Genomic DNA, 23425 nt, shown 5'->3' with positions numbered 1-23425 from the left:
CGGCCCTCCCATGCAGGAATCCAGAGTGACGGGCAAGAAAGCAGCAACCCTCAATCAGCGCATCCGTGCTGATCTGGAAAGCCGCATCCTCAGTGGACAGTGGGCGCCTGGCTTCCGCATCCCCTACGAACACGAACTGATGGAGCAGTACGGCTGCTCGCGGATGACCGTGAACAAGGTGCTGACCGCGCTGGCCGAGAGCGGCATGATCGAGCGCCGCCGCCGTGCGGGCTCGTTCGTCGCGCGCCAGCCGCCGCACCTGGAACAGGTGGCGCTGGAGATTCCTGATATCGCGATGGCGGTGGAAGCGCGCGGGCACGTCTATGCCTACCAGCTGCTGGAGCGTGCCTACCGGCGCCCGCGCGAGCAGGTGGCCGAAGAAACCACCTTGGCCGGCGGCGAGAAGCTGCTGGCGATCCGCTGCCTGCATCTGGCCGATGGCCGGCCGCTGGCGCTGGAGCACCGCCTGATCAGCCCGGTCGGCGTGCCGGAGGTGCTGGAGGTGGATTTCGAGACGACCGCGCCAGGCAGCTGGCTGCTGCAGAACGTCTCCTGGACGCGCGCGCAGCACCGGATCAGTGCCTGGGGCGCGGATGAGGCGGCCGCGACGCTGCTGCAGGTCAAACCCGGCACGGCGTGCCTGGTGATCGACCGCCTCACCTGGCGCGGCGAGCAACCGATCACCTGCGTGCGGCAGATGTTCCTGGGCGATGCCTACGATCTGGTCGCCCGGTTCTCGCCGGGCGCGCGCTGAGCCTTACAGCGTGGTGCACTGCCGCCAGCGGACCGGCTCATCCACGCCGGGGCGCGGGTTGAGCTGGATGCGCACGGTGCGCAGCGCCGGGTAGCGGGTCACTTCCTCGCAGATCAGCGGCCAGATCGTGTCGATCTCGCCGGTGCGGTTGATCGCCAGCGTCTGCCGGGTCAGCCAGATGCCACTGGCCACGCCGGAGCGGCTGGCCACGTTGCGTGACAGCTCCTGCTGGTAGCGGTCCAACGTGGCGTCGTCCGGGTTCGCTTCCATTGCAGGCGGAGCGGCGTCGGCCGCGCCGCCAGCGGCCTGCGGGGCTGCCGGGGCAGGCGTCGCAGCAGTGGGCTGGGTGCCGGCCGGCGCGGGTGCTTTCGCTGCAGCCGGCGCGGCCGCCGCGGTTTCATCGTCGGCCCACTCCTTTTCCAGCCCGGCGGTCAGCGAGCCCAGCCCGACCATCAGGCCCAACGTCGCCGCGCCCAGTGCCGCGATCGAGATACGGCGGAGGGCTTCGCCACGGGCACCGGCCTCGACCCGGGCCTCCATGTCGCCCGGCAGGTAGGGCTTCAGCAACGGCCACAGCAGCGGGCCATCGAGGACCTCGACGCTCTGTTTCTCAGCGGCGATGCGTCCATCGCGCTCCACCTTGCCCTCGGTGATCAGGATGCCGCCACGGGCACCGGCCAGGCGCGCGGCGGCACCCAGTTCGTTCACGGCCGCCGTGCCGATCCGGTAGGCGCGGCCATGCTTGCAGGAGAGCAGCCAGCGCTGCGGACCGTCGTGCATCAGGAAATCGCTGCGCGGCTCCCGGCTGTCTGCGGTCTCGTCCGGTACATCCTGCAGCCCGCGCTGCTCGTGCATCGCGCGCCGGACGATCAGGGAAAACTCGCGCCAGTGCATGCCGGCCAAGGCATTCAGGCCGAGCTGAGTCTCCTTGCGCTTCCGTTTGATCAGCCAGAAGTAGGCCGTGGCCAGGAACCAGACGATGAGGGCCAACAGCAGGGCCAGAATCCAGGAGAGCATGCAGGGGGATATGAACAGGGAAGTGCGATAGACAGTTTATATGCGCCTTTGCACGTCTGCGGCGCGTCGTTGTCGGCGCGGTTTGCATCCGGCGGTCACGTCGGTGACGGCCGTCTCACTTTGCGGGGCCTTGCGGTAGCAGCGCCCACAAAAAACCCGCCAATCCAGAGCCGTGAGGGGAGGGAACAAACGGCGGTGGAAGCGATTGGCGGGTCGATTTCGATTGTCAACAAAGTCGTGCTGCTTTGCAACAATCGACGCAGCGGGTCAGTTCAGGCGTCGGAGGTCGGCGACTGGTGCGTGCCCGGCGATGGATCGGCCGACGGCGAGGCATTGCGGGCCTCGGCACGGTTGACCCGGGTGTTGAGCGCGTCGATCCGGGCATTGAGCGCGGCGACATCCTCGGCGGTGGGGATGTGCAGACGCTTGAGCACGCCCTGGACCCGGTCATCGAAGGCCTTCTCGACCTTGTCCCAGGTGCCGCTGGCCTTTTCGCGGGCCTCGCCGAGGTGTTCCTCGACATTGTCGCGCCAGCGCGGCGTATCGCCGGTCTGCTCGCGGTTGCGGGCCTCGATGTTCTCGCCTTCCTTGACCAGGTTGTCGAAGACACGGCTGCCTTCGGCCTGCGCACGCCCGAAGGCGCCCAGACCGGCCAGCCAGATCTGCTGGGCCGAATCGGTCAGCTTGCGCGAGAAGCGCTCGGCCTGATCCTGCAGCGAGGGCTTCTCGCCGGGGATGCGATCGTCGAAGTCGTTGGGTGAATTCATGGGGCGATCCCTTGGGTGGACACCCTTGGATCGTATGCATCGCCGGCTTCAAGCGATGTGATGGCCGGCGCCAGTGCAGCGCCGGGCCGGGCGTCGGTTCAGCCGAGCTTTTCCTGCAGGACGCGCTGGATCTCGCTTTCCACCATGCCCTTCATGGCCGAGAGCAGGAAGCCGAGTTTGGCGGTGACCTGCACCTGGCCGGGCTGCAGCGCGATCGCGCCGTCCACGCCGGAGCCGCTGAAGTTCAACACGTCGCCCACCCAGTTGGACTGCAGACCGAAACGCTCGGACAGTTTGGCGGCGACTTCTTCGATGGCTTTGCGCGCATTTTCGGCGGGCAGGGCGTGGGCGTGACGGATATCGATGGTGGACATACAGCCTCCTGGCGGACAACGGCGCGGATTTGGGCGTGCATTGTGCGCATCCTCAGGCACAACTCCAAGGTCTGCGTCACACTTCTTCTTCCCTGACATTCAACCTGCTAGGCTGCGCCGCGTGCAGAACCTGCTAGTTCACTTTACTCACCGCCAACATCCCGACCAGCCCCTGCGGCCCGGGGTGCAGCGCATCGTGCGTCATGCATCGGGCACCGTCCGGCTTGGCGATGACACCCCCGGCACCTTGCTGCTGGCCCAGTTCTGCCTGGATGACCGCGGCCTGTGGCTGCAGGTCGCCAACGGCATCCGCGGCATTCACGTCAACGGCCGCCCGGTGCGCCGGATGGCGCTGCTGCGCGCTGGCGACGCCGTCTACGCCGACGGCGTGGAGATGGTGGTGCAGGGCGATTGCGAAGCGGTCGCGCATGCGCCGCCACGCAGCGATGAGGGCGGCGACGACCAGCGCCTGTTGCGTGGCGTCGGCGGCCAGCACCACGGGCGCAGCTTCACGCTGGACCGGCCGCGCGTGATCGGCCGCGGACCCGAAGCGGACATCGTGATCGATGACCCCGCCTTCGCCGAGCAGCACGCCCGCCTGGAACAGCACGGCGAGCGTCTGCTGCTGCGCGACCTGGGGGCGGGTGAGTCCACGCGGGTCAATGGCGTCACCGTTCGCCATTGCTGGCTGCAGCCGGGTGACCAGCTGGTCTTCGATGCCCAGCACCGTTTCGTGCTCGAAGTCCCGCACGACGGCCGCAAGCGCATCGTGATCGAAGAAGAGGACGACGGCTTCGACGCACGCCAGCGCCCGGAACCGGTGGCCGCGCCCAAACGCGTGAGCCGCTGGCCGTGGCTGCTGGCCAGTGCGTTGCTGCTGGCCGCAGCGCTGAGCGGGCTGCTCTGGTTCGGGGCGAGGTAGTGCCGGCCGCTGGCCGGCAACCAGGCACGTCTCGCGTGGGCCATTAGATTCGTTTGCAACCAAATTCGCCTTGTGCTGCAAGGCCTAAAGGCTGGTGCGCTGCGGCATACTAGGGGTCTTGCCCCATAGGTGTGACATGACGCGCGCGTTCAATTTCAGTGCCGGCCCTGCAACGTTGCCGGAATCGGTCCTGCGCCAGGCGCAGGAAGAGATGTTGGAGTGGAACGGCGCGGGCGCCTCCATTGTCGAAATGAGCCACCGCGGCCCGGAGTTCATGGCCGTCGCCGCCCAGGCCGAGGCCGATCTGCGTCGCCTGATCGGCATCCCGGACGACTACGCGGTGCTGTTCCTGGCCGGTGGCGCGACCACCCAGCAGGCCCTGCTCGCGCTCAACTTCGCCCAGCCCGGCCAGACCGTGGATTACGTGCTCACCGGGCACTGGGGCAAGACCGCGATCAAGCAGGTCAGCCCTTACGTCACGGTCAACGTCGCCGCGAGCAGCGAAGCCAACGGCTTCCACGACATCCCGGCGCGCGCCAGCTGGCAGCTTTCCGATGACGCGGCCTACGTGCACATCACCGCCAACGAAACCATCCACGGGGTGGAGTTCCGTGACACCCCGGACGTGGGTGAGGTGCCGCTGTTCGCCGATTTCAGCTCCTCGATCGCCAGCGAGCCGCTGGATGTCAGCAGGTACGGCCTGATCTATGCCGGCGCGCAGAAGAACCTCGGCCCGGTCGGCGTGTCGGTGGTGATCGTGCGCCGCGACCTGCTTGAGCGCAGCGGCCAGCCGCGTGCGGACATCTTCGATTACCGCTCGCACGTTGCGCGCGATTCCATGCTCAACACCCCGCCCACCTGGAACTGGTACCTGGCCGGCCTGGTGTTCCAGTGGATGCTGGCCGAAGGCGGGGTGGAAGCATTCGCCCGCCGCAATGCGGTCAAGTCGGGCCTGATCTATGAGGCGATCGACCAGTCCGGCGGCTTCTACCGCAATGAGGTCGTCGCGGCCGCACGCTCGCGCATGAACATCCCGTTCTTCCTGCCCGACGAGGCGCTCAATGCGCGTTTCGTCAGTGAATCCAAAGCCGCCGGCCTGCTGGCGCTGAAGGGCCACAAGGCGGTCGGCGGCATCCGCGCCTCGCTGTACAACGCCATGCCGGTGGAGGGCGCGCAGGCGCTGGCCGCCTTCATGCGCGATTTCCAGCAGCGCAACGGCTGACGCATTCGTTTTTCCCGGGGCGCCCGCCGCCCCACTGCAATTGGACCCCAGATGGCCACCAACCCCGCCAAGCCCAAGGCTGCCAAGCCAGCGCCGACCCCGCCCAAGGCGGCTGCCCCCGCGAAGAAGGCCAGAGCCGCCAAGCGCGACGCCGCGCCGGCCGTTGCCGCGCCCGTGCTGTCGGACGTGCGCGCCAAGATCGACCATATCGACCGCAGCATCCAGGCACTCATCGCCGAGCGCGCCAACTTCGCCCACCAGGTCGGCAAGGCCAAGGGCAAGCTTGCTGCCGCGGTGGATTACTACCGCCCCGAGCGCGAAGCGCAGGTGCTGCGCATGGTGGTGGACCGCAACGAGGGCCCGCTCAGCGATGAAGTGCTGGTCCACGTCTACCGCGAAATCATGTCGGCCTGCCTGGCCCAGCAGGAGCCGCTGAAGATCGGCTACCTCGGCCCGGAAGGTACCTTCAGCCAGCAGGCCGTGCTCAAGCACTTCGGCCGCTCGGCGCTGGGCCTACCACTGGCCAGCATCGAAGAAGTGTTCCAGGAAGTGGAAGCGGGCAACGCCGATTTCGGCGTGGTGCCGGTGGAGAACTCGGGGCAGGGCACCATCCAGATCACCCTGGACATGTTCCTGACCTCCAACCTGAAGATCTGCGGCGAAGTGGAACTGCGCGTGCAGCAGTACCTGATGTCGCGCAGTGGCCGGCTGGAGGATGTGGAGCGCGTCTACGGCCACCCGCAGTCGTTCATGCAGACCTCCTCGTGGCTGCGCGCCCACCTGCCCAAGGCCGAGAAGATTCCGGTCTCCAGCAATGCCGAAGGCGCGCGCCGCGCCCGCAATGCCGATGATGCCGCCGCGATTGGTGGCGAGAGCGCCGGGCATGTGTACGGCCTGAAGAAGGTGGTGACCAAGCCGATCCAGAACGACGCGGACAACACCACGCGCTTCCTGGTCATCGGCCGCAACATCTTCCCGACCTCCGGCCACGACCGCACCTCGGTGCTGGTGTTCATCCACGACAAGCCCGGTGCGCTGTTCGATGTGCTCAGCCCGTTCGCACGGCATGGCATCAGCATGAACCGGATCGAGTCGCGCCCCTCGCACAACGCCAAGTGGGAGTATGGCTTCTTCATCGATCTGGCCGGCCATGTCGACGACGAGGCGATGCAGGCGGCCCTGGCCGAACTGAAAGCCCACTCGGCGCAGATCAAGATTCTCGGCTCCTATCCGGTCGCCGTGCCCTGATCCGACCGGCGTAGCCGCCTCGCGCGCTGCGCCCGGCCCGGCGCCCGCAGGGGCGCTGCGGCCCCTCCCGCACACCGTTGCATCGCCGCCGCGGCGGCCCGCCCCCTAGGATTTCCGATGACCGCATCTCCGTACTGGATCGCCCACAAGGGCCAGCCCCTGCAGGGCAGCCTGACCATTCCCGGCGACAAGTCCGTCTCGCACCGCTCGGTGATGTTTGCCGCGCTGGCCGATGGCGTGTCGCGTATCGATGGCTTCCTGGAAGGCGAAGACACCCGCGCCACCGCGGCGATTTTTTCGCAGATGGGCGTGCGCATCGACACCCCGTCGCCCTCGCAGCGCATCGTGCACGGCGTCGGCGTGGATGGACTGAAGGCACCGAGCGCCCCGCTGGATTGTGGCAATGCCGGCACCGGCATGCGTCTGCTGGCCGGGCTGCTGGCTGCACAGCCGTTTGACTCGGTGATGGTCGGGGATGAATCGCTGTCGCGCCGCCCGATGCGCCGCGTGACCGGTCCGCTGGCCGAGATGGGCGCGAAGATCGATACCGAGGCCGATGGCACCCCGCCACTGCGTGTGCACGGCGGGCAGGCGCTGCACGGCATCGCGTTCGCCTCGCCGGTCGCCAGCGCGCAGGTCAAATCCGCCGTGCTGCTGGCCGGTCTGTACGCCGATGGCGAAACCTCCGTCACCGAGCCGCACCCGACCCGGGATTACAGCGAGCGCATGCTGCGCGCGTTCGGCGTGGATATCGCGTTCTCGCCCGGCCAGGCCCGCCTGCGTGGCGGCCAGCGGCTGCGCCCGACCGATATCGTGGTGCCGGCCGATTTCTCCTCGGCGGCGTTCTTCCTGGTGGCGGCGAGCGTCATCCCGGGTTCCGAACTGCGCCTGCGTGCGGTGGGCCTCAACCCGCGCCGTACCGGGCTGCTGGCGGCGCTGCGCCTGATGGGCGCGGACATCACCGAAGAAAACCATGCCGAGCAGGGTGGGGAAGCGGTGGCCGATCTGGTGGTGCGCTACGCACCGCTGCACGGTGCCGAGATTCCCGAAGCGCTGGTGCCGGACATGATCGATGAGTTCCCGGCGTTGTTCGTCGCGGCGGCAGCGGCGCAGGGCAACACGGTGGTGCGCGGCGCGGCCGAACTGCGGGTCAAGGAATCGGACCGTCTGGCTGCGATGGCAACCGGCCTGCGCACCCTGGGCGTGCAGGTCGATGAAACCGATGACGGCGCGACGATCCATGGCGGCGCCGTGCTTGGCAGCGGCACCATCGAGAGCCACGGCGATCACCGCATCGCGATGGCCTTCGCGATTGCCGGCCAGCTCAGCAGTGGCGAGGTGCGCGTCAATGACATCGCCAACGTGGCGACGTCCTTCCCGGACTTCGATGGCCTGGCGACGGGCGCCGGCTTCGGGCTTCGCGCCGCTTGAGGTAGCGCCCGGTTCTGTCCGGCGGCTGCGTCGAGACCTGGGTGGTTGCCGGGCAGCGCCCGGCACTACCTGTCGCCGTGGCGTCGATACGCGGGACGAAAAAAGGGAGGCCATTGGCCTCCCTTTTCGTTTCCGCCTCAGCGCCTCCGTTTAGCGCTCGGTGCGGAAATCCACCGGCACGCGCACCACGCTGGCCACGGCACGGCCGTTGTGCATCGCCGGCTCGAACTTCCAGTCGCGCACGGTGGTCAGTACCGCTCGATCCAGATCGCGATCACGCGTGCCACTACGCTGCACGATATTCGCCTCGGTCACCTGGCCGCGGGTATCCACGTTGAGGCTGGCCACCACGCTGCCCTGCACGCCGCTGCGCAGGGCAGTGCGCGGGTAAGCCGGCTTGGCGTTGCTTGCCAGCGGACGGGCCTCGCGGTTTCGCACGGCCGGCGTCGCCTTGCGCTGCTCGGCCGCCGGTGCGGCCTGGCGCGCAGCAGGTGCCGGCGTGGTGGCCACGGGTGCAGTTTCGGTGGCGGGCAACATGCGCTGGCCCACCGGCGCGTCGTTCGTATCGCCCGGGGTGGCATACCGCAACCACACCAGCGCGGCGGCGAACATCGCCACGATCAACGCCACCCACAACCAGGGGGAGGTGCGGCGATGGTGGGGCTCATCGATCACGTCGCGCTGATGCTGCGGCGAATGGGGCATGTCCGGGGCATGGGTAACACTCATGGCTGACTCCTGGTGTCGATGTGACACCCGCAGTCTTGCCCGGACACGGTTGTGGATGTGTCAGCGCAACGTCAACGCGACGACTGCATTCCCATCGAGGTTCAGTTTGCTGAGCCGTTGCACAATCGCCGCACGTGGCGGCGATGATTCACTGCGGCGTGAAGTCGAACGGCACTTCCAGGCTGCCAGGCACGGGCACACCGTTGTTCTGCGCCGGCTGGAAACGCCAGCGACGCACCGCATCGGACGCCGCGCGGTCAAGGTCGCGTGAACCGCTGCGCTGGATCAACGTCACGGCCGAGGGATAGCCGGTGGCATCCACATCCACGCGGACCACCACCGTGCCGCGGTCACCGCGGCGCAATGCGGCGGGCGGGTAACTCGGCGGCGGCGACTGGTCGGCGATCGGCTGCGGGCGGTCGCTCGGCGCCATGGCCGTGGGCGCGGTGGGTGCGGCGGCCGCAGCCGGGGCGGACGGTGGCGGCGGCGGGGCCGTCTCCACCAGCTGCGGCTTTTCCTCGTTGACCGGCGGGGCCTTGGCGTCGGGCATGTCGCTGGAGCCGGCGGCAGCGGCCAGCGGCTCGGGCAGCGGCACCACGTCGGCCACCTGGGCGGGGGTCTGCGCGGCCGGGTCGGCCTTGTAGAAGTCGGAGTTGCGGCTGCTCAGCCATACCACCAGGAACAGCAGCAGGCCCACGCCGAAGGCGATCGCGGCGATCACGAGGCTGCGGCGGGGCAGGTGGAAAGTGATGTTCTTGCCAGAAGTCGAGCGGGAAGCAGACATGGGGCATACCGTATGGATCACCTCGATTCTGCCACGCCCGGGATGAACCGGCGGCAGAAAAACGCATAACAGGCGATAATCCCCCTCCGAATCCGTCGACCCCTCTGCCGCCATGCTCGATCCAGCCCTGCTCCGCCAACAGCCCGCCGACCTTGCCGAACGCCTGCGCTCCTCGCGCGGTTTCGAGCTGGATGTCTCCGGGCTGGAGTCGCTGGAAGCCGATCGCAAGCGCATCCAGGTGCGCACGCAGGAGCTGCAGAGCCTGCGCAACAGCCGTTCCAAGGCGATCGGCCAGGCCAAGGCCAAGGGCGAAGATGTCTCGGCGATCATGGCCGAAGTGGCCGCGTTCGCCGATGAGCTGAAGGCCTCGGAAGTGGCCCTGGATGAGTTGCGCGAGAAAATCGAAGCGATCGCGCTGGGCATTCCGAACCTGCCCGCCGAGGATGTGCCGGCCGGCAAGGATGAGTCCGAGAATGTCGAACAGAAGCGCTGGGGCACCCCGCGCGCGTTCGATTTCCCGGTGCTTGATCATGTCGAGCTGGGCGCCCGCAACCGCTGGCTGGATGGCGAGACCGCGGCCAAGCTGTCCGGCTCGCGTTTCACCGTGTTGCGTGGCCCGATCGCGCGGCTGCACCGTGCGCTGGCGCAGTTCATGCTCGACCTGCACACCGGCGAGCATGGCTACGAAGAGACCAATGTGCCGGCGCTGGTCAATGCCGAGTCGCTGCGCGGCACCAGCCAGCTGCCGAAGTTCGAGGACGATCTGTTCAAGACGGCCGTGGGCGAGTCCACGCGCTACCTGATTCCGACCTCGGAAGTGCCGCTGACCAACATCGTGCGCGATGACATCATCGATGCCGACCAGCTGCCGCTGCGCATGACCGCCCATTCGCTGTGCTTCCGTGCCGAAGCCGGCAGTGGCGGCCGCGACGTGCGCGGCATGATCCGCCAGCATCAGTTCGAGAAGGTGGAGCTGGTCGCCGCGTGCACCCCGGCGCAGAGCGATGAAGAGCACCAGCGCATGACCCGCTGTGCGGAAGTCGTGCTGGAAAAGCTCGGCCTGCCGTACCGCAAGGTGCTGCTGTGCACCGGCGACATGGGCTTTTCGGCCATCAAGACCTATGACCTGGAAGTGTGGCTGCCCTCGCAGGACACCTACCGTGAGATCTCCTCGTGCTCCAACTGCGGTGATTTCCAGGCGCGCCGCATGCAGGCCCGCTGGCGCAACCCGGAAACCACCAAGCCCGAGCTGCTGCACACGCTCAATGGCTCCGGCGTGGCGGTCGGCCGCGCGATGATCGCGGTGATGGAGAACTACCAGAACGCCGACGGCAGCATCACCGTGCCGGACGCGCTGAAGCCCTACATGGGCGGTGTCGAGATCATCGGTTGATCCAACGCCGTGACGCATGAAAAAAACCCGCCGGAAGGCGGGTTTTTTGTGGGTGGCTACCGGGGCGTAATCGGCGTCAACACGCCCATCGGCACCCAGCCAGAGGACGTGCCGCCGACCACCTCGCACCACACCCAGCTGTTGAGCTCGCGCTCACCGCGCACCTGCTGGCCCACGTCGACATCCAGTTCGCGCGCACAGTAAGCCTCGGCCGCTACCGCATCGCCCTGTGCGTTGCGGCCGATCACCTGCGCCGGCACCCACCCAGCGGCCTGGCCCGGCGTCTGGCACAGATACCAGTTGTCCCAGCCTTCGGGCCCCTGATAGCGCTCGCCGACCTGCAGTGCGTCGCCGGGTTGCAGGGTGATCGGATGTGGGAATTCGCTGCGGTGGGCGGCGGTGACGCGGTAGTCCATGCGGGCTGATCCAGAGAAGGACGGATCAGCATAGCGATCTGCGCGACCGCCTTGGGTCGAATGCGTCACGTCGGGTGCTTCCGGTCCAGAGCCTGATCGAGTAAGGCGGAACTCCGTTGTGCTGTCGGTGCAGAGCTCCATCGATCACCAGATGAATTCCCGGCCAGCGCGGAACCCTCTGCCCACAAGGCGCGCAGGGCAAAGGGGGCGGTTCTGGAGTTTCCGGCGGAGTCCGTGGGATGTGACCTGCGTCCACTCGCGCAGCCGGGCGGCAACGACGATGGATAACGTCATTCACCTCCCGCAGGACCATCCCCGTGAACGCAGTGGGCACAACAACGCCGCCTTTCCACCCGGCAGGGGCTGCTGCGTGGATGCTTCTGGTGATCGCCTGGCTGTGCTTCCTGATTCCCTTTCCGGGGCTGGGGCTCTTCATCGGCTGGCCACTGAATCTGGTGGCCTTCATCCTGGCCATCGTGGCGATGTCCAGCGGTGGGGTGACCAGGGGTCTCGCACCGTTGCTGCTCTCGCTGATGGTCTCGCCGATGGTGTACTTCGTTGGCATCGCCATCTTTGCCGGAACGCTGAGCGCAGTCAGCGCCCCGCGGGAAGATGCGCACGCCGCCGAGACCGAGAGCGAGGCGATCAGCGTGCTGGCCGACACCATCGAGCTGGCCGCGCAGCAGCTGTATCTGGACTACCAGGCCAATGAGATCGCCGCCGACGTGCTCTACAAGGGCAAGCCCCTGGTGATCTCCGGCGATGTGGAGGCCATCCAGGGCGATTCTCTGGATCAGCCCGTCGTCCACTTGTCCGCCGGCCCTGACGCGCGGGTGCTGCTGATGGGGCTGACAACGACGGATGCCGCCGGCCTGCGTAAAGGCGAGGCCATCACCGCGGCCTGCACCGGCGATGGCATGGCACGGGAGACCCCGGCAATGCGCCATTGTGACCTGAGGTAGGTTACAGGGGGCCAGGCGCGCCGCGGCGGCAGGACGCCGGCAGCCGGCAGCCAGGCAAAAAGATGGCCCCGAAAGGGGCCATCAGGGGGAGCGCCGGCAGGGGAGAGAGAACCGGCGTCCCACCACCACACCGTCACGACGAGGGGGAGGGAACGGTGTGGGTCGCCTGACTCACGCCGCGGCGAGTGCTTCCGGCTGCGGCAGCGCGGCCAGCGCCTGCGCAATCGCATCGGTGCGGTGCTGCGGCGAATAGGCAATGCCCTCGGCACGCACGAACTCGACGTTGTCGATGCCGAAGAAGGCGAACACTTGGCGCAGGTACGGATCCTGGAAGTCGGTCGGGGCGCCGGTATGCAGGCCACCGCGGCTGCTGGCCACGATCACGCGCTTGCCGCCGGCCAGGCCCACCGGGCCGTTTTCGGTGTACTTGAAGGTGCGCCCGGCCACGGCCAGGCGGTCAATCCACGCCTTGAGGGTGGAGGCGACGCTGAAGTTGTACATTGGGGAGCCGATGACCACCACGTCGGCGGCGAGGAACTGTTCCAGGACCTGCTCGGCATCGGCCACTTCGGCCGGGTCGGACTGGGCCAGCGACGAGCTGCGCAGGTGCGGGACCGGCTGGGCGTCGAGGTCGCGGTAGCTCACCTCCAGGCCCGGCACCTGGTCGCGCCACTGCTGGACCACGGCGGTGGAGAGCTGGCGGGAGACCGAGTTGTCGCCAAGCACGCTGGCGTCGATGTGAAGAAGCTTCATGGCAATCACCTGTTATCTGAGGAGGGGCGGGGCAGGGCGCCGCCGACGAAGATCAGGTTAGGTTGTTGCCTGTTTGGAATAAAGGTGGTTGAATACCACGTATTGTTCTATATCTGGAACTTCGGTATGCAAGACCTCAACGACCTCTACTACTTCGCCATGGTGGTGGATCATGGTGGCTTCGCCGCAGCAGAACGCGCGCTAGGCATCCCCAAATCCCGCCTGAGCCGCCGTATCAGCCAGCTGGAAACCGACCTGGGCGTCCGCCTGCTGCAGCGCTCCACGCGCCGCTTCGCGGTGACCGACGTCGGCACCAGCGTGCATCGCCACGCGCAGACCATGCTCGCCGAGGCCCAGGCCGCGCGTGAGGTGGTGGATCGCCTCAGCGCCGAGCCACGCGGCCTGGTGCGCGCCAGCGTGCCGGTCTCGCTAGCGCAGATGCAGTTGCCCAAGCTGCTGCCGATCTTCCTGGCGCAATACCCCAAGGTGCGGCTGCAGCTGAACATCAGCAACCGCCGCGTGGACATCATCAATGAAGGCTACGACGTCGCCCTGCGCGTGCGTTCGCGCCTGGATGACGATGGCAGCCTGGTGATGCGCAGCTTCGGCCAGGTGCAGGAACTGCTGGTGGCCAGCCCCAAATACCTCGACCGCGCCGGCCGCCCGAAAGACCCGGACGAGCTGACCAATCACGTCACCCTGAGCATCAGCGAAGACGAAGCCCGTCAGCGCTGGGAACTGCACGGCCCGGAAGGTGCGGTCCGCCGCGTGGACCTGCAGCCGCGCGTGGCCGGCTTCGACTTCCCGCTGCTGCAGAGCATGGTCAAGGACGGCTTCGGCATCACCATGCTGCCGGAAACCGTCTGCGCCGACGCCGTGCGCAACGGCGAACTGGAAGTGGTGCTGCCGGACTGGTCGCTGCCGCAGGGCATCTGCCACGCCGTGTTCGCCTCCCGCCGCGGCCTGCTGCCGGCGGTGCGCGTGTTCATCGACTTCCTGGCTGAACACCTGCCGCCGCAGCTGGAGGCCTCGCGCCTGGATTGCGGTGGCGCGTGCGAGCGGGCCAAAGAGAAGATCAAGGCCAGTGCCTTGGGTGCGCTGGCGGTGGATGCGGGGTGAGCTGCGCAGGTCTTGGGTAAATCGGGCCTGTCATGCGAGAATGCGGCCCCGGCCAAGCGCCGGACCGCACACCGGAGAGATGGCCGAGCGGTTTAAGGCACCGGTCTTGAAAACCGGCGAAGGGTCATTCCTTCCGTGGGTTCGAATCCCACTCTCTCCGCCAATGTTCATCTAAGTTATTGATTGTATTTAACTTATTTCGAATATACAGGTCTGCCAGCGGGACACAGATCGGGACACATCTCCCGAATGCGCATCCCCCATCACCTCATCCGCACCCTTTCCGGCACCTACGCCTTTCGTCAGCGCGTGCCCAGCGATTTGCAAGTCGTCATCCGCCGTAAGCTGATCAAGCAAACGCTTCGAACATCGAACTTGGCGTCAGCCAGGTTGCGCGCGATTGTCTTGGCATCAGGCTATGCTCACGCCTACGACCTGCTGAGGGACCAGCGAGTGGACCGTTTTAGTAAAAAAGACTTGGACGCCCTCGTTGACCGCCTAAGCAGCGGTGGAGATCGGCGCGATTTGACGCTCCATCGCACGCAAGCGGCGGACGGCACGATTACGGAACGCTGGCAGATCGACAGCGAAGACGATGTCCGTCTGTTCCGCCAAGCGCATAGTTTCGCGACGTCCGCAGAAGTAGCAGCCATCGGCAGGATCGACCCAGAGCCTAATCTGGTTCGCGAAACCCGTCCGCAAGTAACGGAGACGATTTCTCTGGAAAAGGCACGCGATGCGTGGCTCGCGAGCATCAAGCCGCGCACGCTGCCCAAGACCTTTACGATTAAGACAGCCGCAGTGGAGTCGCTCGTTGCTTTCCTCGGACCTAAGTCAAAGCTGCACACTGTCACAAGACCTGACTTAGCGCGTTGGTATCAACATCTTCGTGACGGCGGGGCGTCGACGCCAACACTGACGAACAAACAGAGTTATGTGGGTGGGAAAGGGGGCTTTTTTGACTGGGCCATTGCGTCTGGCTACTACGCCAAGGGCGACAATCCCGCTACCGGGCATGTGAGCTATTCGTTGCGGGAGAAGCGCGCTAGGCGCAAGCTTGGCTTTAAGGCGTACGACCGTGATCAGATCCAAACGATCTTCTCGCCGAGCAACTTTGGGAAGCTCTCAGAGAACGCCCGATGGGCGTCGCTCCTTGGACTCTACACAGGCGCCCGAGCCTCGGAAGTGGGTCAGCTCTTGATCGCTGACATCATCTTGGAAGCCAAGCTCCCTTGCATTCGCATCTCCGATGAAGGCGAGAACCAAAAAGTCAAAACGGAGGTCAGTCTTCGGACCGTTCCTTTGCATCCGGACCTGTTGGCGCTAGGCTTCATGGACTGGGTAGCAACGCGCAAAGCGGTAGGTCACAAACGGTTGTTCCCCCAAGCGAAGGGCGATGCGCTCAATGGTCAGGGCAACTGGATCACGAAGGCTTTTAGCCGGCATCTGTCGGTGATCGGCAAGGACTGGCCGAAAGCAAAGCGCGGCTTCCATTCGTTGCGAAAGACCTTCATCCAAGAACTTCAAACACTCGGTGTGGCATCCGAGCTGCGCGCTCAGATCGTGGGTCATGAGTTGGATGATGAGCACCATGCCACATACAGCCGCGCGTTCACGGCTAAAGAAAAGCTCACCGGAATGGGCAAGCATTCGCCGGGACTAGCGTCGTTGAACTACGAGTTGCATCTGCGAACGCCAGGCAGGGCGTAGTGCCGAACTGCGGGCGTTCTGCGCTCCGAGCAGGGCCGGGACACTATTTGGACAGCAAGGCAATTTTGCAGGGTTTGAAGAAAGCTGGCGAGATCGAGGCGCTTCGGACCCATGATCTGCGCCGAACCTTTGCTACAGTGGCTGAGGAAGTGGCTTCGTATGCGGTGGTGAAGCGCCTTTTCAAACACGGCAACAGTCGGGACGTGACCGGTCGTTATACAAAGGTGGACGATGCGCGATTGCTGGAAGAGATGACGCGCGTTGAGCGAGTGATGCTGGGAGCGGCCCCGTTGCTCTTGGCGGCTTTGACATAGGGGCTGTCAGACAAGAATTCCAAGGAGGAAGCGAGATGAGCGAGTTCTTTTTCATCGGTTTGACCCCTGCGGAGCCCAAAGGCCCGGTATCAGGTGAAGTGCGCGAGACTGAAGAAGCATGTGGCGCAAGTCAGTTTGCGATCTTGGGGTGCGAGCCCGAGGAGGAGATAGATGGCCATGCGATCTTCCAGCTGCACATGGATGGCGGACACGTTGTGACAGGCGATCAATTCAACGGTTTTGTTAAACGCGCCAGAATTGAATACGGATGCCCCGCATCAATGGCTTGTACCAATCCGAGCGAACTGGTAGAGCGATGGAAGCCCTTTGCCAACGTTTCTACTGACCCCTTTGATGTCGGCGCCTATCAGGCGATGGCTGAGTATTACGCTTCCCCCAATGGTCGATATCAAGTCATGTATGCAACCATCTACCTGCCAAGTGGTGCTCTGGCGCAGCCGCAGCCAACAGCGAGATATGTGCTTTTTGCAAAAGATCAGGGCACCTTGCTAAGTGCATTTGTGAGTCCAGCAACGGCGTATCACGAGGCAGTGAAGTTGGCTGCCAAGGAGAAGTTGATGGCTGAGGAGGCTGGGCTGAACCAATCGACTCAGCAGGTTGGCTATTCTGGAAGATCCCCTATCTAAATTGGTTTGTTCTTCTCGGCTCTATCGTCGGGGAAAGCTCGGCAGATATCTTGATCTCTCCAGCGGACCAGGTATGCGGGCTCCCAATGCTGTTGATGTGAGCGCCAATGCTCGATACAAAGCTCAGTGGCAAGATCCGCCTCGCGGCGGGCATCTCTGGCCGGCAAGCGAGAAAGCGCTGCGATGTATGCGCTGTTCCAAAATTCTTCGATGTTCATGAGTAGTTGAGAAGTTGATGTTCACCTTTTCTAAGGCAAAGCGCGCATCTGTCAAGTATTGAACGCTTGGCAGGTCTACTCCTCTTTGAGCCTTGACGAAATCAATTTTGGCGATACGTTGGAAGGATGAGCAGCAAGAACAAAGAACAGTTCTATCGAGGACTTACGAGAGCGATCCATGCGGGCGATTTGGGCGCGATCGTATCTCTCTGCGAGAAGCAAGAGGATGTAGACGAGGCAGCTCGAAATGCCATCGTCTTGGCGATGAGGCTGGATCGTGACCATGTTATTGAGCAGCTCCTACCGCTGCTGACGGCCTCCTGGCGGAGTGAGCCACTGAACGAGGCGGCTAAGGCTGGCAAGACAGAGTGCGTGGCGAGGCTAATCCCGTTCTGCAACGTCGAAAGTGGAGATGCGCTCATCCACGCAGCCAAGCATGGGCATGTTGACACGGTCAAGCTGCTTATGCGCTTTTGCAGCCCTTTGGAGGGAGACTCACAAGCGCTATATGAGGCCTCGCTTCATGGCCACGCCGATGTCGTCTTCCAATTGGTTCTATTCTCGAATGCTAAAGTCAGGGGCAGTCGAGCACTGATCGCTGCTTGCAGAGCAGGTCATCTGGAAGTGGTCAAGCACCTTCTACCATTCTCGTCCAAGATCCAATGCGCGCAGCGGGGATTTGAAGCTGCGGCGGAGCACAACCATGAGACCATTATCAAGTTCCTGATAGGGGCCGGACTTCCCGATCCAGAGGATACGTACAGCCTAGGGTTGAACACCGCAGCTGCAAGGGGGCATGTCTCGTTGGTCCGAACTCTGCTTTGGGCCATTGTCCGAACCAGCTTTGCACCGCGCGACTTCGGCCAGGAGGCCCTATTCGTTGCCGCCAAAAACGGTCATGCCGAGGTGGTGAAATCGGTAATGGAATTTGCGCATAAAACTGCTTATCCCGAAGCGGCCCTATACGCTGCATTGCTCGGCGCACACGATGCGGTGGCTGATCTGTTGGTTCGCCGGGTCAATCTGGACCACGTGCGTGAACTGATTTCAGACGAGGACGTCGAGGTGAGGCTGGATCGATCAATCGCGAGGGCTGGCGCCGCTGCCCAGAACAAGGAACTGCGGTGCAACGAGAAGTATCGAGAGAAGGGATATGAAACGACGGCGGGCGGGCTGCCTAAAAGGCAGCATCCTGCGCGCCGCCTATGATCTGAAATTCACGTCATACTTTGCGCATAGCTAGAGTGGCTTCGGGTCACGAGGAGGGCTCGAACTAATGACGCTGATCAGCAATCAAGACAGTCTGGAAGAAGGGTTCATTCGCTCTGCGCTAGAGATCATTGCCCATCCTGGCAAACGCTCGGCCGTTCTTGCGCGGTCGGACCATCAAACTGTCCGTCAGCTTCTGGATCAGGCGCCAAGCAACACGCGCTTCACGCAGTCAATGGCTGAGTTCTACTTGGCCATCCCGAGGCGGCAATTCGAAGCTCTAAAGCGCACGCATCTCAACCCTTTTGCCCACGCTGTTGGTCGTCCGAAGTTGATCAGCAAGTGCGAGCTTCTGACTTGGTTCGGCCGCGTGAATAAATCAGTGCACGCCATGACCGGGACATTGGAAGGCCACCTCGGCCGAACCCGCCACGGAACGCCTTTTATTGTGATGCGCGACGCCAAGAAGAAGATAAACCGCATCATCTCGCATGCCGGCATCACAACCCTTGATCTGGACGCGATAGAAGACGCCTTTGCCCGCGGCGCCAGGATTTCGGCGCTTTGCGTCGATCAGGCATTGACTCTGCCTTGGGTTTGTCCTGCCGAGAAGCGCCTGTGGCGGCGAGCCTATCGAATTCATGTTGACCGATTTCATGCAGAGACGATGGCCTTCCTGGATAGGCAGGAGCTCGATGAGGCAACGGTCATATCACATGAATCGACGGTCAGCTAGTCGGTACGAGTTCGTACTCGATGGTCCAAGCAACTCGCTGTAACTTTTGCTCCGAAGCCGGGCAGGGTGCTCGGCAAGGAGAAGTAACATGAAGTACGAAGTCGAGTTCAATGGTCTGGCGCAGTGCGCGCATTATTTGGAAGTCGAAGCAGAAAGCCCGGAAGATGCCCTGAGGCTGGCCAAGAAGACGTTCTTGTCAGATGCGTCGTTCGCCATCGAGGAGTGGATCAATGAGCCTACGATCGAGAGTTTGTCTGAGGATGGCGTGCTCATCGCAAGCAACTATGAGCTGGAGATTGCAAACGTGGAAGACTACGAGTGACAGCAGGGGTCTCCCGCAACGGCCTCAAGCGTCCAATTGAAACCCATGCCTTTCCTGCCTTATAGCTCCTGCGAATCCCTGGACTGGTAGCTCGCAACTTTCGGGCTACCAGATCCAACTCCGTGTGCACGTTGACAGGTAAAAACGTTAAGTTAACGTGGGTGAATGGATCAAACCTCGAGCTCCGATACGTCAGTGAATGACTCTGATCCTGGGAAAGGCCAGGACGAGGAAGAGCGCCGTCATCTGTTGATTGCGGTGTTAAGGGGCGACTGTTCTGCTGTGAGGCTGGCGCTGGCATCCCTGTCGGATGCAAGGGGGGCGCAGCACGCGTTGAGAGTGGCCGCAGGTTTGGATCACACCGATATTGCGTCGATGATCATTCGAAGTGCTTTTCCAAATTCCGCCGATGCTCTGGACGGAGCGTTGGCGGCGGCGATCAAAGACGCTCGGACTGCGACCGTCCGCCAATTGCTTTTCGAGGCCTCACGGTTCGCTCAGCCACCAGCGTTGGTGAAGTCGCTTTATGCCGCAGGGAGTGTCGGCGCTGTCGAGTTCATTGATGAGATCATGTTGGCGTATCGCCCGGCCAACAAGGTCATTCTTGCAGTGTTTCGTCTCGCTCTGATCGAGAAGAGGTGGCCAGCTGCCGTGCATATCTTTGATGGGGGAGATGACAAGCTGTTTGATCGGTGGATAACGGAGACCGATCGGAGTTGCATGGATACATACCGCGCACTTCGGCGGTCGGAAGCTGTCCGGGACGAGTTGGATCTGTGCACCAAGCCTCAGGCAGTAAGGCATAAGGTGCCACAGCGGAGAATTTGAACGGGTCTCAGGAGACGCGCGAGCAGGGGCTACCAGTGCTCTTGCTGCGAGGCTCAGAGGCTAACGCTGCCTACAGCCGCCTGACTCCTCGATCACCGACAGTGCTTTCCAGGCGCGGTGAAGTGAGGCCACATGCCCCCATCTCGGTAGCGCGACGACCGCCAAATATCCGCTAGGGCTGCCTTGCGTCAGTTTCCGCGATGAGCGTCGCTGGCGGTAGTCTTAGGGATGTGCGTTCTGATGCCAACTCGCCACTCGAGCCAATCTCCGCACTTCAGTAGCATGATGAGCTTATAGCGGCTTTTCCCCGAAGGGGCGTCGGTCTGTATTGAGGGCTGCGGCAGGGAGCGCGCAAGAGCGCGGATTGCAAAAGCGCGCCTGAGTGCGTCGAAAAGCATGAGACAGGCCCACGCCAGAAACGCTGAGGCAAACAAGAACGTCAGGCGCTGTTCGCGAACCGATCTCACCAGTTCCGCAGAAGTCCTCGGATCTGCCCAGATGTCGCAGAGGATATCTGGGTCGGCTGGACCTGATCCATCCGCGCCTTGGTCTTCGTGCTTTGCTCTTAAGGGATCGGTGCATGACGCCACTGAGAAGATAGGCCGCTCTCCTGAAAGGTTAGGCTTGGCAATCTGTGCTTGATCCTTCCCAAGCCAAAGCACCCTTGCTGCCGCCGTTAGTTGATGACGCGCCTTGGGACGGTCCGGCAAGAAGGGCTCGGCGGGCCCGTGATCGGTGGTCTTCAGTTCGTGGGCTGAGCCAGGTTGTACCTGTGACAATTAATAAGGAGCGTCGAATGGACCTGGAAGCAAAAGCTGAAATATCGGGCTGGGGCAAGGCATACGCGACAAACCCCGATTTCAAAGCGATCTTCGACGAGATGCACGAGGTCTTGGACGCGTTGCCTCCGCCCCTTCACGCTAGGGGCAAGAGCTTCCGTTCCCGCAGCTTCATCACGCTTGCCTCGGCGCAGATGTGCACTTGGTGGCTGCCCTCCTGGATGCCGGTATTGCGGCCGACGCATACCCCTGCACCGAAAACGAAGAGGACGAGCCGGCTTTGGTGTGGCTCGCTCGAGACGACCTCTTGAACACTGACGAAAAGATCAGGCTCGCGACCCTGTTGCTCGACCGCGGCGCGGACGTTAATGAAGGTGATCCGCTGGAACACGCCAAGGAGGCCGACCAGACGCAGTTCGTTGCTTTTCTGTTGAGCCGTGGAGCAGGGTGACCGGGGGCTGCTCAACGTCGCGCGGGAGCTGTTGTTGCTGTCTAGGGCGGGCTCCCTCCCAGATGAGCGGGCATTGCTGGCAGCGACGGCGAGGCGCTTGGACCGGCGCCTCGCACGTCATGCACAGGGGCGTTCAGCGGTTGCATCGCCGGAGGTGCTGCACCTACCGCATGAGCTTGCGGGCAGCAGCCAGTGGCCCCTGACTTAACGATCCGCCCTTCTGCGGCGATAGCTGACCACCCGATCGCGCCCCTCGCCCTTAGCCTTGTATAGGGCCTTGTCGGCCTGCCGAATGGCGTGGTCGGCGTCCTCGTGTGTTTCTGGGAAATGACTGACGCCCATGGAGACAGTGGTGCTGCCGACGATGGGGAATGCGTGGTCGTGGATGCTTCTGCGGAGCCGCTCGGCGACGAACTCAGCGGTCTCTGCGCTCACGTCGGGCAACAGCAGCAAAAATTCCTCGCCCCCGATGCGACAGAGGATATCTTCTGCCCGGGAGTTCTGTCGCATCAGATCGGCCACACCCGCAATTACCCCGTCGCCTACCTCATGACCGTGGCGGTCATTGACCTTCTTGAAATGGTCGATGTCCAAGGCAATGATCGCAAACCGCGTTCCCGAGTTGGACAGAAAACCTAGCGATCTTTCCAGCCCCCGGCGGTTGAGCAAGCCGGTCAGTGGATCGGTCAGTACGGCCTGGTCCAGCCGACCAATTCGGTCGTTGAACGCATTGAAACTGATCAGCACGGCCTTCTGTAGTTCATCTGCTTCGTAATACCACGTATCAACCGCAGTCACGGTCAGAATCGCCTGAGATACATCGCTGTTCTGGGCCGTCGATGCCAGCTGCCACAACGGCCGTGAAATGCGCCGGGAAACCACCCAGATCAGCAGAAGCGAGAGGATGCCCAGAGGGGCGGCGTTGAGCAGCACGGTGTTCATCAGGTGTGTCAGTGGCCGCAGGGTAGCCTCGACGGGACGTTGAGAAACGATGCCCCAATGCACGGCTGGGATAGGCGCATACCCGGCCAACATATGCACCCCATGGCTGTTGATCGTGGGCATGGCACCGGCTTCTCCGCGAGAAACGGCCTTGACCACTTCATTTTTTAACGCCGATTCGCCCACCCGGTCAGGTTCGGGGTGATAGAGAAGCTTTCCGTCCTGACCTACGACGTAAAGATATGACCCGTCCCGGTAGTAGTGTGTTCCAAGTAAGGTATGGAGCACGTTGGGCTCTTTCAGGTGGATTGAAGCGCTGATGTAGCCTTGGTAGCCCCCAGACGGGTCAAAGATTGGTTGCGAGATGGTCAGGACCAACTTGCCGGTCGCAGAAACGTAGGGGTTGCTCACGAGCGGGGCGCGACTGGCGATCGCTAAGGAGTTGGCTAAGCTGGAAAGAACTTGGCCGTCGATCTGCGGTAGGGTTGGGGAAGATGCCGTCACTCGTCCTTGGTTGTCCACCACCACAACCGAGTTGAACGCATTTGTCTGGGATTTCAACCGATGTGCCTCGGCGGAGTCGACGCCACTGCCCACGCGACCGGCCCCAATCGTCCGTGCGCTGTATTCCAGCTGCTGCTGAGTCGATACCAGAAAATTATGGGTGGTCTGCGCGAGCTTGTGGGCATAGACACGGTTCGATTCGAGTGCGCTATTGATCAGTTGCTCGCGTTGAACTTGATATGCGGCAAACACAGCGTTTGCCAACATGACCCCGGCGGAGAGTACGGCAAGGCCGACGATCAGACGTTGAAGATTAAGGTGATTGGCGATTTTCCTCATGTTTCCTGCGTCCCTTCTTACGCTTCCATGGATGTCCAGGCCAGCAGCCCAATCTTCGGTATTGAAGGTAGGGACCAACGGGTAGTCGGGCGTGATCTGCGTCGTATCTGTACTTCAAGCGTACGATGACTTGCGGAAGGTTAACAAACGGCATTAACAGGAATAGCCCTGCAGGGATGTTGGTCTTAATGGTTAAGGACGCGCCGACTGGCAGCGGCATCTCATAGCAGTAAGGCAGAAAGTGCGCGCGCGCTGGTCACGAAGGTGACCCTGGTCCGATTCGCTCTTTGGCTTAACCTCCATCATGGCTCTTTCGCATACGCCGGCCGACGCCATCCTGGGGACTTATCGGTTCGGCGACAGCCAAGTTAGCTATCAAGATCGGAGCTTGACATGCCTACTGTCGAGGGCGCTGAGCGGAGGGTCAAGCGCCCATTGACGCAACTTGGCCCGTAAGAATGGTCTTCTGCCAGTGCACCTGTTGTTCCGCGCTGCCAAAACGCCTCGGCGACGCGCGTCACAGTTCTGTGGCAGG

Annotated in this window: 25 protein-coding genes and 1 tRNA gene; 17 read left to right on the top strand and 9 right to left on the bottom strand. The window is 63.3% G+C overall.

What is annotated here, in order from left to right; all coding sequences use genetic code 11:
* Positions 1-25 precede the first annotated feature (25 nt).
* Positions 26-754 (top strand): histidine utilization repressor, encoded by a 729-nt coding sequence (hutC, locus tag BCL79_RS04115; RefSeq protein ID WP_121037759.1) that lies wholly within the window; start codon positions 26-28, stop codon positions 752-754.
* A 3-nt stretch (positions 755-757) separates the two neighbouring features.
* On the opposite strand, the gene BCL79_RS04110 is transcribed toward hutC, so the two are convergent.
* The 3 genes from BCL79_RS04110 to BCL79_RS04100 all read right to left on the bottom strand — a co-directional run bounded on the left by BCL79_RS04110 (position 758) and on the right by BCL79_RS04100 (position 2912).
* On the bottom strand, positions 758-1771 hold the full coding sequence (locus tag BCL79_RS04110; RefSeq protein ID WP_121037757.1) for a restriction endonuclease: 1014 nt from the start codon (positions 1769-1771) through the stop codon (positions 758-760).
* Between the two features lie 272 nt (positions 1772-2043).
* Complete coding sequence (locus BCL79_RS04105) at positions 2044-2538, bottom strand: phasin family protein (RefSeq protein ID WP_019184310.1); 495 nt, start codon at positions 2536-2538, stop codon at positions 2044-2046.
* A gap of 98 nt (positions 2539-2636) precedes the next feature.
* Positions 2637-2912 (bottom strand): polyhydroxyalkanoic acid system family protein, encoded by a 276-nt coding sequence (locus tag BCL79_RS04100; RefSeq protein ID WP_121037754.1) that lies wholly within the window; start codon positions 2910-2912, stop codon positions 2637-2639.
* A gap of 121 nt (positions 2913-3033) precedes the next feature.
* On the opposite strand from BCL79_RS04100, the gene BCL79_RS04095 reads away from it, so the two are divergent.
* From BCL79_RS04095 to aroA, 4 genes are all read left to right on the top strand, one after another.
* On the top strand, positions 3034-3834 hold the full coding sequence (locus tag BCL79_RS04095) for an FHA domain-containing protein (RefSeq protein WP_121037751.1): 801 nt from the start codon (positions 3034-3036) through the stop codon (positions 3832-3834).
* 136 nt (positions 3835-3970) lie between these two features.
* Positions 3971-5056, top strand: a complete 1086-nt coding sequence (gene serC / locus BCL79_RS04090; RefSeq protein WP_121037748.1) for a 3-phosphoserine/phosphohydroxythreonine transaminase — start codon at positions 3971-3973, stop codon at positions 5054-5056.
* A 51-nt stretch (positions 5057-5107) separates the two neighbouring features.
* A complete protein-coding gene (pheA, locus tag BCL79_RS04085) occupies positions 5108-6304 on the top strand; it encodes a prephenate dehydratase (RefSeq protein ID WP_121037745.1) in 1197 nt (398 codons plus the stop codon).
* 117 nt (positions 6305-6421) lie between these two features.
* The gene (gene aroA / locus BCL79_RS04080; protein WP_121037742.1) at positions 6422-7735 is read left to right on the top strand and encodes a 3-phosphoshikimate 1-carboxyvinyltransferase; all 1314 of its coding nucleotides are present in this window, start codon (positions 6422-6424) and stop codon (positions 7733-7735) included.
* Between the two features lie 150 nt (positions 7736-7885).
* On the opposite strand, the gene BCL79_RS04075 is transcribed toward aroA, so the two are convergent.
* Positions 7886-8464, bottom strand: coding sequence for an energy transducer TonB (locus tag BCL79_RS04075; RefSeq protein WP_121037739.1), 579 nt, complete (start codon positions 8462-8464; stop codon positions 7886-7888).
* 148 nt (positions 8465-8612) lie between these two features.
* Positions 8613-9248 (bottom strand): energy transducer TonB, encoded by a 636-nt coding sequence (locus BCL79_RS04070; protein WP_121037736.1) that lies wholly within the window; start codon positions 9246-9248, stop codon positions 8613-8615.
* A 112-nt stretch (positions 9249-9360) separates the two neighbouring features.
* Here BCL79_RS04070 and serS point away from each other — a divergent pair, with 112 nt between their 5' ends.
* Positions 9361-10641 (top strand): serine--tRNA ligase, encoded by a 1281-nt coding sequence (gene serS / locus BCL79_RS04065; protein WP_121037733.1) that lies wholly within the window; start codon positions 9361-9363, stop codon positions 10639-10641.
* A gap of 56 nt (positions 10642-10697) precedes the next feature.
* Here serS and BCL79_RS04060 read toward each other — a convergent pair whose 3' ends face one another.
* Positions 10698-11057: an SH3 domain-containing protein gene (locus BCL79_RS04060; RefSeq protein WP_121037730.1), complete on the bottom strand. Its 360-nt coding sequence runs from the start codon at positions 11055-11057 to the stop codon at positions 10698-10700.
* Positions 11058-11431: 374 nt separating this feature from the next.
* Here BCL79_RS04060 and BCL79_RS04055 point away from each other — a divergent pair, with 374 nt between their 5' ends.
* Complete coding sequence (locus tag BCL79_RS04055) at positions 11432-12019, top strand: OB-fold protein (RefSeq protein ID WP_121037727.1); 588 nt, start codon at positions 11432-11434, stop codon at positions 12017-12019.
* 171 nt (positions 12020-12190) lie between these two features.
* Here BCL79_RS04055 and BCL79_RS04050 read toward each other — a convergent pair whose 3' ends face one another.
* Positions 12191-12772 carry an FMN-dependent NADH-azoreductase gene (locus BCL79_RS04050; protein ID WP_121037724.1) on the bottom strand — a complete coding sequence of 194 codons (582 nt, stop codon included), beginning with the start codon at positions 12770-12772 and terminating at the stop codon, positions 12191-12193.
* A 126-nt stretch (positions 12773-12898) separates the two neighbouring features.
* Between BCL79_RS04050 and BCL79_RS04045 the strand changes: the two genes are divergently transcribed.
* From BCL79_RS04045 to BCL79_RS04005, 9 genes are all read left to right on the top strand, one after another.
* Positions 12899-13891, top strand: a complete 993-nt coding sequence (locus BCL79_RS04045; RefSeq protein ID WP_019184298.1) for a LysR substrate-binding domain-containing protein — start codon at positions 12899-12901, stop codon at positions 13889-13891.
* 73 nt (positions 13892-13964) lie between these two features.
* Positions 13965-14054: transfer RNA gene (locus tag BCL79_RS04040), tRNA-Ser, on the top strand.
* Between the two features lie 86 nt (positions 14055-14140).
* Complete coding sequence (locus tag BCL79_RS04035; protein ID WP_121037710.1) at positions 14141-15601, top strand: site-specific integrase; 1461 nt, start codon at positions 14141-14143, stop codon at positions 15599-15601.
* Positions 15602-15648: 47 nt separating this feature from the next.
* Entirely contained in the window at positions 15649-15915 is a 267-nt protein-coding gene (locus tag BCL79_RS04030) for a tyrosine-type recombinase/integrase (protein WP_183073670.1), read from the top strand.
* Between the two features lie 35 nt (positions 15916-15950).
* A complete protein-coding gene (locus tag BCL79_RS04025) occupies positions 15951-16562 on the top strand; it encodes a hypothetical protein (protein ID WP_121037704.1) in 612 nt (203 codons plus the stop codon).
* 344 nt (positions 16563-16906) lie between these two features.
* Entirely contained in the window at positions 16907-17989 is a 1083-nt protein-coding gene (locus tag BCL79_RS04020) for an ankyrin repeat domain-containing protein (RefSeq protein WP_121037701.1), read from the top strand.
* Positions 17990-18056: 67 nt separating this feature from the next.
* Positions 18057-18725, top strand: a complete 669-nt coding sequence (locus tag BCL79_RS04015; RefSeq protein ID WP_121037698.1) for a hypothetical protein — start codon at positions 18057-18059, stop codon at positions 18723-18725.
* Positions 18726-18813: 88 nt separating this feature from the next.
* Positions 18814-19047, top strand: a complete 234-nt coding sequence (locus BCL79_RS04010; RefSeq protein WP_121037695.1) for a hypothetical protein — start codon at positions 18814-18816, stop codon at positions 19045-19047.
* Between the two features lie 195 nt (positions 19048-19242).
* Positions 19243-19875, top strand: a complete 633-nt coding sequence (locus tag BCL79_RS04005) for a hypothetical protein (protein ID WP_147433854.1) — start codon at positions 19243-19245, stop codon at positions 19873-19875.
* Between the two features lie 188 nt (positions 19876-20063).
* Here BCL79_RS04005 and BCL79_RS20580 read toward each other — a convergent pair whose 3' ends face one another.
* A complete protein-coding gene (locus BCL79_RS20580; protein WP_220668896.1) occupies positions 20064-20585 on the bottom strand; it encodes a DUF6216 family protein in 522 nt (173 codons plus the stop codon).
* Positions 20586-20859: 274 nt separating this feature from the next.
* Between BCL79_RS20580 and BCL79_RS20270 the strand changes: the two genes are divergently transcribed.
* Complete coding sequence (locus tag BCL79_RS20270) at positions 20860-21105, top strand: hypothetical protein (RefSeq protein ID WP_183073669.1); 246 nt, start codon at positions 20860-20862, stop codon at positions 21103-21105.
* A gap of 204 nt (positions 21106-21309) precedes the next feature.
* Here the strand turns inward: BCL79_RS20270 and BCL79_RS03995 are convergent, their stop codons facing one another.
* Positions 21310-22890, bottom strand: a complete 1581-nt coding sequence (locus BCL79_RS03995; protein WP_121037686.1) for a sensor domain-containing diguanylate cyclase — start codon at positions 22888-22890, stop codon at positions 21310-21312.
* Between the last annotated feature and the right edge of the window lie 535 nt (positions 22891-23425).

The sequence above is a fragment of the Stenotrophomonas rhizophila genome (genome assembly GCF_003651185.1).
GTDB lineage: Bacteria > Pseudomonadota > Gammaproteobacteria > Xanthomonadales > Xanthomonadaceae > Stenotrophomonas > Stenotrophomonas maltophilia_Z.
The sequence above is the reverse complement of the archived record's forward strand: the minus strand, read 5'-3'. Positions and strand labels throughout refer to the sequence as shown.